The following is a 777-nucleotide window of genomic DNA, read 5'->3' on the forward strand; positions in this document are numbered from 1 at the left end:
ATATCCCGAACAATCCTTAAACACTATGAACTATACACGTTGTTAGCCTTTCGTTATCTCTTTGGCACCAAATATTCTAATCATATTATTACTTGATACCATTGGTTAGAAATATTATTCGATTTATGGCTTTTCGAATTTCATCATCTTCATTTTCTACAACATTTAACAAAGTATTTGCATCTCCGCGTCGGTCATTAATTAAATTCTCAAATTCTATCGAGCTTACAAAGGATAAATCAACGCGGTCATCATCGATTGCCTTGATATAAGGCCGTGGAATTCTTTTCGCCAAATAAGGAATTATGGTTTGTCGGGTATAATTTATTGCATGTTCCTCTCTTTCGAAATAATCAGATATTAAATCATCCCACTGAATTAGTAACGATCGAAGTTCTGTATTTGAAATAATTTCAAAGGATGATGTATTGATTAATGTTGAAATAGATCCCATCGAAAGATCTGCAGAACTAAGGTTTCGAATCCGATTCAATGCTTTTGATAAAGAGTCTTTATCTATTTCACTTGGGACTATAGGGAATGATTTTCGTAAATAGTTACACTGATCTCGAATACGAACATAAGCTCTAACAGTACTTTCCAATTCTTCTTTATTGAATTTAAATTCAGTATTAATTTCTTTTAGCAATAGACTTTCACTTAGGGAGTTGATCCTATTTTCATTCCAATTATTAATACTTACCGCAATCAAAATTCCAATAACAACAAGTGCAATTTCACCAATCGCATATTTCAAATACTTTCCGGTTTTGTTTT

Annotated in this window: 1 protein-coding gene; it reads right to left on the bottom strand. The window is 31.9% G+C overall.

The window, feature by feature from the left end; genetic code table 11:
* Positions 1–88: 88 nt before the first annotated feature.
* A partial coding sequence (locus J1G40_RS18260) for a DUF6090 family protein (RefSeq protein ID WP_265244102.1) occupies positions 89–777 on the bottom strand: 689 nt, incomplete at its 5' end.

The sequence above is a fragment of the Muriicola sp. Z0-33 genome (assembly GCF_026126425.1).
Lineage (GTDB): Bacteria > Bacteroidota > Bacteroidia > Flavobacteriales > Flavobacteriaceae > JAFMPW01.